The sequence below is a fragment of the Paenibacillus sp. FSL R7-277 genome (assembly GCF_000517965.1).
Classification (GTDB): Bacteria; Bacillota; Bacilli; order Paenibacillales; family Paenibacillaceae; genus Paenibacillus_AQ; species Paenibacillus_AQ silagei.
Window position 1 is genome coordinate 66,906 of the sequence record NZ_ASPX01000118.1, and the last position, 6,696, is coordinate 73,601.

5 protein-coding genes are annotated in these 6,696 nt (G+C 56.0%); 3 read left to right on the plus strand and 2 right to left on the minus strand.

Annotation, left to right across the window (positions count from 1 at the left end):
- Positions 1 to 5 precede the first annotated feature (5 nt).
- From C173_RS30830 to C173_RS30840, 3 genes are all read left to right on the plus strand, one after another.
- On the plus strand, positions 6 to 1,847 hold the full coding sequence (locus C173_RS30830) for a glycoside hydrolase family 127 protein (RefSeq protein ID WP_036732598.1): 1,842 nt from the start codon (positions 6 to 8) through the stop codon (positions 1,845 to 1,847).
- Positions 1,848 to 1,880: 33 nt separating this feature from the next.
- Complete coding sequence (locus C173_RS30835) at positions 1,881 to 2,771, plus strand: glycoside hydrolase family 43 protein (protein ID WP_235192081.1); 891 nt, start codon at positions 1,881 to 1,883, stop codon at positions 2,769 to 2,771.
- Between the two features lie 325 nt (positions 2,772 to 3,096).
- The gene (locus C173_RS30840; RefSeq protein WP_036732601.1) at positions 3,097 to 3,477 is read left to right on the plus strand and encodes a hypothetical protein; all 381 of its coding nucleotides are present in this window, start codon (positions 3,097 to 3,099) and stop codon (positions 3,475 to 3,477) included.
- A 116-nt stretch (positions 3,478 to 3,593) separates the two neighbouring features.
- On the opposite strand, the gene C173_RS33240 is transcribed toward C173_RS30840, so the two are convergent.
- A complete protein-coding gene (locus C173_RS33240; protein WP_051478696.1) occupies positions 3,594 to 5,780 on the minus strand; it encodes a glycosyltransferase in 2,187 nt (728 codons plus the stop codon).
- A gap of 518 nt (positions 5,781 to 6,298) precedes the next feature.
- A partial coding sequence (locus C173_RS30850; protein WP_235192082.1) for a hypothetical protein occupies positions 6,299 to 6,696 on the minus strand: 398 nt, incomplete at its 5' end.

Below are 6,696 nucleotides of genomic sequence, written 5' to 3' on the forward strand. Positions count from 1 at the left end.
CAGAAATGGCAGAGCAACAATCGAAGATTCATACCTGGCAAGATGTGTCCTTCACCTGTGTAACTATCAATGACGAGTTCTGGAAGCCGCGTCTGAAGGTACTCCGGCAGACCACGCTGCCGGATTGCCTGTCCAAATGTGAGGAGACCGGCCGCATCAATAACTTCGCCAAGGCAGCAGGACTGCTGGAAGGACATTACGAAGGCAAATATTATAACGACTCAGATGTCTACAAGGTGCTTGAAGGCATTGCCTATGCGCTGATGTCAGAGCGGGATGCGGCGCTGGAGGCTGAGGCTGACCGGATCATCGGGCTGATCTCGGCTGCGCAGGAAGAAGACGGGTATCTGTGTGCGTACTTTACCCTGGAGAATCCCAAGGGCAAGTGGACAGACATGGAGAAGCACGAGATGTACAACGGCGGCCATCTGATCGAAGCCGCGGTTGCCTATTATGAAGCCACCGGCAAGCGCGAGCTGCTGGAGGTGGCCTGCCGTCTGGCCGATCATGTTGACGAGATCTTCGGCCCCGGCAAGCGGCACTGGGTCGAGGGGCATGAGGAGATCGAGCTGGCACTGGTGAAGCTGTACCGCGCCACGCAGACTGAGCGCTACTGGAAGCTGGCCTTGTGGCTGCTGGAGGAGCGAGGCTATGGCTATGGTGTTGGCGCGATCTGGGATAATCCGGAGTGGGGACCGGCCTATTGCCAGGACGATGTCCCCGTCCGTGAGATTAAGCAGGTCACCGGCCATGCCGTCCGTGCCATGTATCTGTATACGGCCATGGCGGATATTGTCCATGCTTCAGGAGATTCCGCTTATACGGAGGCTCTGCACCGGGTCTGGACACATACGGTGGAGCGCAACATGTATGTAACGGGCGGCATTGGGCCGTCCAGGCACAATGAAGGCTTCACCTCCGATTATGATCTGCCCAATGAGACCGCCTATTGCGAGACCTGCGCCGCCATTGCCATGGTGTTCTGGAATCACCGGATGAATCTGACGTTCGGGGACGGTAAATATGCCGATGTGGTAGAACGTGAGCTGTATAATGGCGCTTTGTCGGGAATCTCCCTGTCCGGGGATCAATATTTCTATGAGAATCCGCTGGCTTCCCAGGGAGGGCATCATCGTGTCCCATGGTTTGAAACCTCTTGCTGTCCGACCAATCTGGCCCGCTTTCTGCCATCCCTGGGCCAGTACGCCTATGCTGTTACAGAGGATGGCCTGGCGGTGAATCAATATATGAACAGCGAAGCGGAGCTTAGGCTTGCCAGCGGGCTGGGCGTCAGGCTGAAGCTAAGCACCCGTTATCCATGGGATGGCCGGATAGAGCTTGAGGTGAACCCTGCTGCAAGCGCCGAATTCAGTATCCGGCTGCGGGTGCCGGAGTGGTGCAGCGGGTACCGGGTGGAGGCGGGAGGCATCAGCATCGGGGAGGCGGAAGCCTTGACGCATCAGGGGTATATGGTGCTGGAGCGGAACTGGTCGCCGGGGGATACGGTGGTGCTTGAGCTGGAGCTGCCCGTGAATAAGGTGCGGGCCAGACCGGAGGTGGAGGCGGACAGAGGGAGGGTTGCCGTGCAGCGGGGACCCGTTGTATATTGTCTGGAGCAGACGGACCATCCCGGCAGTTCCTATGATGCCTTCTCCCTGCCGGCCGGAGCGAGGTTCCGGGTGAAGCATCTGCCGGAGCTGCTGGGCGGGGTGACGGTGCTGCAGAGCCGGAATGCAGACGGCAGGCCGCTCAGGTTCATCCCCTATTATGCTTGGGACAACAGGGAGCCTGGTTTCATGCAGGTCTGGGTCCGGGAACGGGAAGGAAGTGGCCTGTACGGCTATTGAATTCGCTAGTGCAGAGCAAAGGAGGAGATTCGCTTGCGCGGAATTACGAACCCGGTTATCCCGGGCTGGTATGCTGACCCGGAGGCCAGAACATATGGGGGCAGGCATTATGTGTATGCCACCAGATCTTTTACGGAATATACCCGGCAGATGAATCTGGATGCCTTCAGTTCCGGGGATCTGGTTCATTGGACGACCCACGAGGGGATCATCGAAATGGATGATTTCCCCTGGATCTGGAGAGCGGTATGGGCTCCGACCCAGATTGAGCATCACGGCCGGCATTATCTGGTCTTTGCCTCGAACGATATCCAGAAGGACGGCGAAGCCGGCGGGCTGGAGATTGCTGTTGCGGATGCTCCCGAAGGCCCCTACAGAGGGTATCTCCACCGGCCGCTGATCGGCGGGTTCGTTCACGGCGCGCAGCCGATCGACGCTCATCTGTTCAAGGATGATGACGGTGCAATCTATCTGTATTACGGGGGCTGGGGGCATTGCAACGTGGCCCGGATGAATGAGGAGATGACGGGGTTTGTTCCGTTCCCGGACGGAGAGGTCATCCTTTCCGTCACCCCGCCGGGTTATGTGGAGGGGCCGTGTATGATCAAGAAGGACGGCCTGTATTATCTGATGTGGTCAATGGGCGGATGGACCAATGGGACCTACCGGGTCGCTTATGGCGTAAGCGACAACCCGCTTGGTCCATTCCCGAACCTGGGGACCATACTGGAGAGGCAGGAGCCGGTGGCGGAAGGCCCCGGCCATCATGGATATTTGCATCTGCCGGACCGTGATGAATGGCTGATCGTCTATCACCGCAGACTCATCGGAGACCGGGAGCCGGGCAACCGCATGTTATGCATCGACAGACTGGAACTCGGTGCAGGCGTTATCAAGCCGGTAAGGATGACCGACCGGTGGTAAGCTTGTCGGCTTATCGTAGGTGAATACAGGAGGAATGAGGCCTTGGCTTATGACGGGGCCTTTTTTGTCTTGGTGCCGCAGAGGAATGCGTCATTCAATTAATGTTATTACCCCTGTATTCCCATAATGTTGTACAAATTGCAACTCGGAAACCGGGATATCCGGGGATATGATAGAGTTGTTGTATAAAATGCAAGAATTGCCCCAGCTAAGCGTTTGGAGGATGAAAAATCCTGCTTTTTATGCAGTAACTTTGAAATGTAGCCGGGATGAGCAGGGTAATGTTGTATTTTGAGCAGGATTTTCACTGGGAGGTTGGGGACGAATGCAAAATATTCATGATAATGAAATTATTTCTTATAAGGTTGATTTGCAAAAGTCAAAAATTACATTCCAAACATTGGGCGGCAAAGACAATTCAGTTCCCGTCATGATTGAGTTCATTGATGTCTTGGCGCATATGTTTGAAACGCAGTTGCAAGGGAGTATTCTTCTTGATATCAGCCAATTCGAAATAAGTCGATTTGTCAAAAGTAATAAGGAATTGTTAGAGCACCAAAAGGACTCCGCTTGGCCGATGTATTATGAAAAAAGAGCGGATTTGCTTGAATATTTACTACATGAAAATTACAACTACTATGTGATCTCCGCTTCGTATGGTCTTAATGGGTGGGTAGTTGCTAAAGAGTATAATATTTATAACTGAGCAGAAAGTTCTAAAGTTGACCCTGAGGGAGCTACCCCTCAGGGTCTTTCGTTTTCCCTATGAGTGTGCTAAGAGAATGAGTAAAGCTTTGAAACCAAGCGGAGCTTCAGACATTGTTACCTCCCGTCATCCCCACCCTGAAGCACCGACTTCACAAGCAGCAGCCACGGAATGCTGCCAGTAGCGGCGATGCTCCCCTCCGGGTGAACCTCCGCTGCAAGCAGCAGCATGTAATAACTGAGGCCAGTGATTGCGGCAGCGCTGCCGGATTGCAGTAGCGTCTGTTCATCGTCTGACGTAAGCTGTGGAGCTTGCCCGCAGGATTGAGCTATGGCTGCATAGAGCAGCCATTCGGCAGCATCCCCGGGCAATCTATGGTGCTGAGATTGCCCGGTATATTCCGAACACCACTGTAATCTAAATGAAGCAGGTGCATGCAGCATTCCTTGCAGCAGTGGCAGGGGAAGTCTGCTCCAGAGAAAGTGTGCAGCGCCAAGCGGCCTGTCAAGCAGAAGCAGGAGCAGTGTGTCCCAAGCGCCTGCTTGAAGCAGCAGTTGTGCTGTGTAAGAAAAATCTGTAGAGCTAAGCGGTGTGTCTGCGCGGTATTCCGAATCGGCTAAGCTGCCGATATCGGGGGCTGGGAAGGAACATTCTGCCGGAACAGAAGGGTCTTCTTGTTCTTCGGCTTGGCATTGTGGCAGCCTGGAATGGCTGGTTTCAGCATGGGGGGAGGCGACTTGGCGCTCCTGCATGCTGTTAGAGCCTGCCCGATGCTCCGCCGGGCCGGGCTGCTGCTCCGCCGGGCCGGGCTGCTGCCCCGCCAGCCGGCGGTGCATGGCTGCAAGCCCGGGCGGCAGCTCCGCCAGCCGCCCCAGGCCTTGTCCTGCCGCGGCGATTCCGCCGCTGCGGCAGGACAAGGCCCACAGATAGCCGGATACCCACGGGTTATCCGGCGCGCCTCTCTGCATCCGCGCAAGCTCAGCGGATGCGGCCCCGGGCTGTTCCGGGTCGCGGAACAGCGTCCCCAGCAGCACCTGAAGCACCTGCCGGATATCCTCCGGCAGATGCGGTGCTGCGAGAAGCGCCGCCAGCCACGGGGCGGCGCGGGCATTGAGTGCGGCCGGCACCAGCCGGATCAGCACTCGCCGGGGCAGGGCAGGGAGCAGCTGACGCGTGAACACCGTCAGCTGCTCCGCTTGCCCGGACAGCAGGCACAACGTGGCCAGCTGCTCCCAGGCGGTTACGTCATCAGGCGCGTAGCCGATCGCCTGTCTGTAATGCTCCATTGCTTCCTCGTAGAGGAACAGCTGCTCGCAGACCCGCCCGGCGGAAAGGCGGGTGCGGTAGGTTCCGCTGCCGGAGGAGGAAGGGTATTTATGTGCGGTATCCCCGCTGTCCAGCGCCTGCTGGAGCAGAGGGTATGCCCGCCATACCTGCCCTTGCTCCAGCAGCAGACCCGCATAGCTCTCCAGCAGATCAGTGAAATCTGCGTACAGCCCAATCCCGGCCTGATAGACAGACTCCGCGTCCGCAGGCCGCCCGCCCGCTTGGAGGGCAAAAGCTGTCTTGAGATACAGGTCGGCGGTATAGCCGGAGTCGGGCGGAGCTTCTTCCAGGAGCGGCAGTAGCAGGTCCGCCGCAGCCGGGTACTTGCCCTGCTGGTAATATTCCGTCCCCAGTGCGTACCGCAGGGGAACACTGCCGGGCTCAAGCTCTAGCGCAGCATGGATCAGCTCCAGATTGCGGCTGGCTTTATTTTTGCGCTGAAGCTCATCATCCAGATAGCCGTAATGGTGGACAGGCAGACGGGCATAAGCAATATGTCCTCCGGGGAGGCTCCAGATGCTGGAGGCTACCTCTTCATGAATGCTGCCGCGAAAACAGATACGTACATCGTTTCGGAAGAGTCTACACACATTGTCTGTCACGTATTCGCGCCCGGAGGCATCACCTACATAATGAATAAAAGGCAGGAAATACCCGTCCGCATGCTCCGATTCCAGCAGAAGCTTTAACTCCTCTGGCTTCCAGTCAGCAAGGGCTTCATCTGCATCCAGCACCAGAATCCACCCATAGGAGGCCAGCTGTAGGGTATGATTACGGGCTTTGGAGAAATCGTGTTCCCAGGGCAGCCTGATTACCCGGGCACCGAACCTGCCGGCGATAGCCATACTGTTATCCTCTGATCCGGTATCCGCGATAATAATCTCCGAGACCATACCCTGAACAGACAGGAGGCATTGCTCCAGATGCTGCGCCTCATTCCTTACGATCATGCAGAGCGAGATCCCGGGAGTATCCATGGTCTGTAAGCTCCTTCCTAACAGCATCTGATTGAAAAAGCGGGAGTGCAAAGCAAGCGGGTATACCCTGACGGACTGGAGAGCCGTTATTTCCCCAAAAACAGCACTTTTTACGGAGTTGCGGACTCAGAGGAACCTATTATCACTCTAACCGATGATTTAAGGCAGCATATCCGCCTTTAAGCGCCGTGGAGTCCGTAACTCTCCCCAGTCATGCATTTTCTGCAAAATAAACGCCCCTCAGTCCGCAACGCCCAGGCAACTGACACTCTGCTGAATAAAAACGGACTATGCAGGGATAGTTGCAGAACGTACACCTAAAACGAGCGATAAGGCACACTTTCATTGGATAACTGTAGTCTGTACAACTAAATCTGCCCAAAAAGGGGAGAGGGAAGAATCAACGGATGTTTAAATGTACGAAGTACAACAAAACCGGAAATTGGCGAGCAAACAGGCGTTTTAGTTGTACCAAATACAATTAAGGCTTATCGCAACTCCGATCATCTGATGACATACTAATCGGTTGATCTGGGAAGCGGAAGAGTGAGACGCGCAGCCGCAGCCGCCGGTGAATATATGGCCGAAGTTACGAGCGCAGCCAGAACCTTGTCAGCCAAAAGAATCAAGGGCTGCACAGCCGCAGCAATAGCAGATAAGGGGAGTGAGGTGTTCCCGTCCGCCGGGTTAACTGCAGGATGATTTAGCAGCCCGGTGATATCATCGTAGCTCAGCTCAGCTGCGGAAGCTGCTTCCGCCCGCTGCAACAGCTTCAACAAATCAGCGCTAGGCGGCACCTCAAGCGCTGCATCATCTACCGCTCCAGCACCTACCCCAGCATCGATCTCACCCGCACTCTGCGCCGTAGCATCCACCGCTCCCGCATCTTGCAACACGCTATCGATCTCACCCGCAC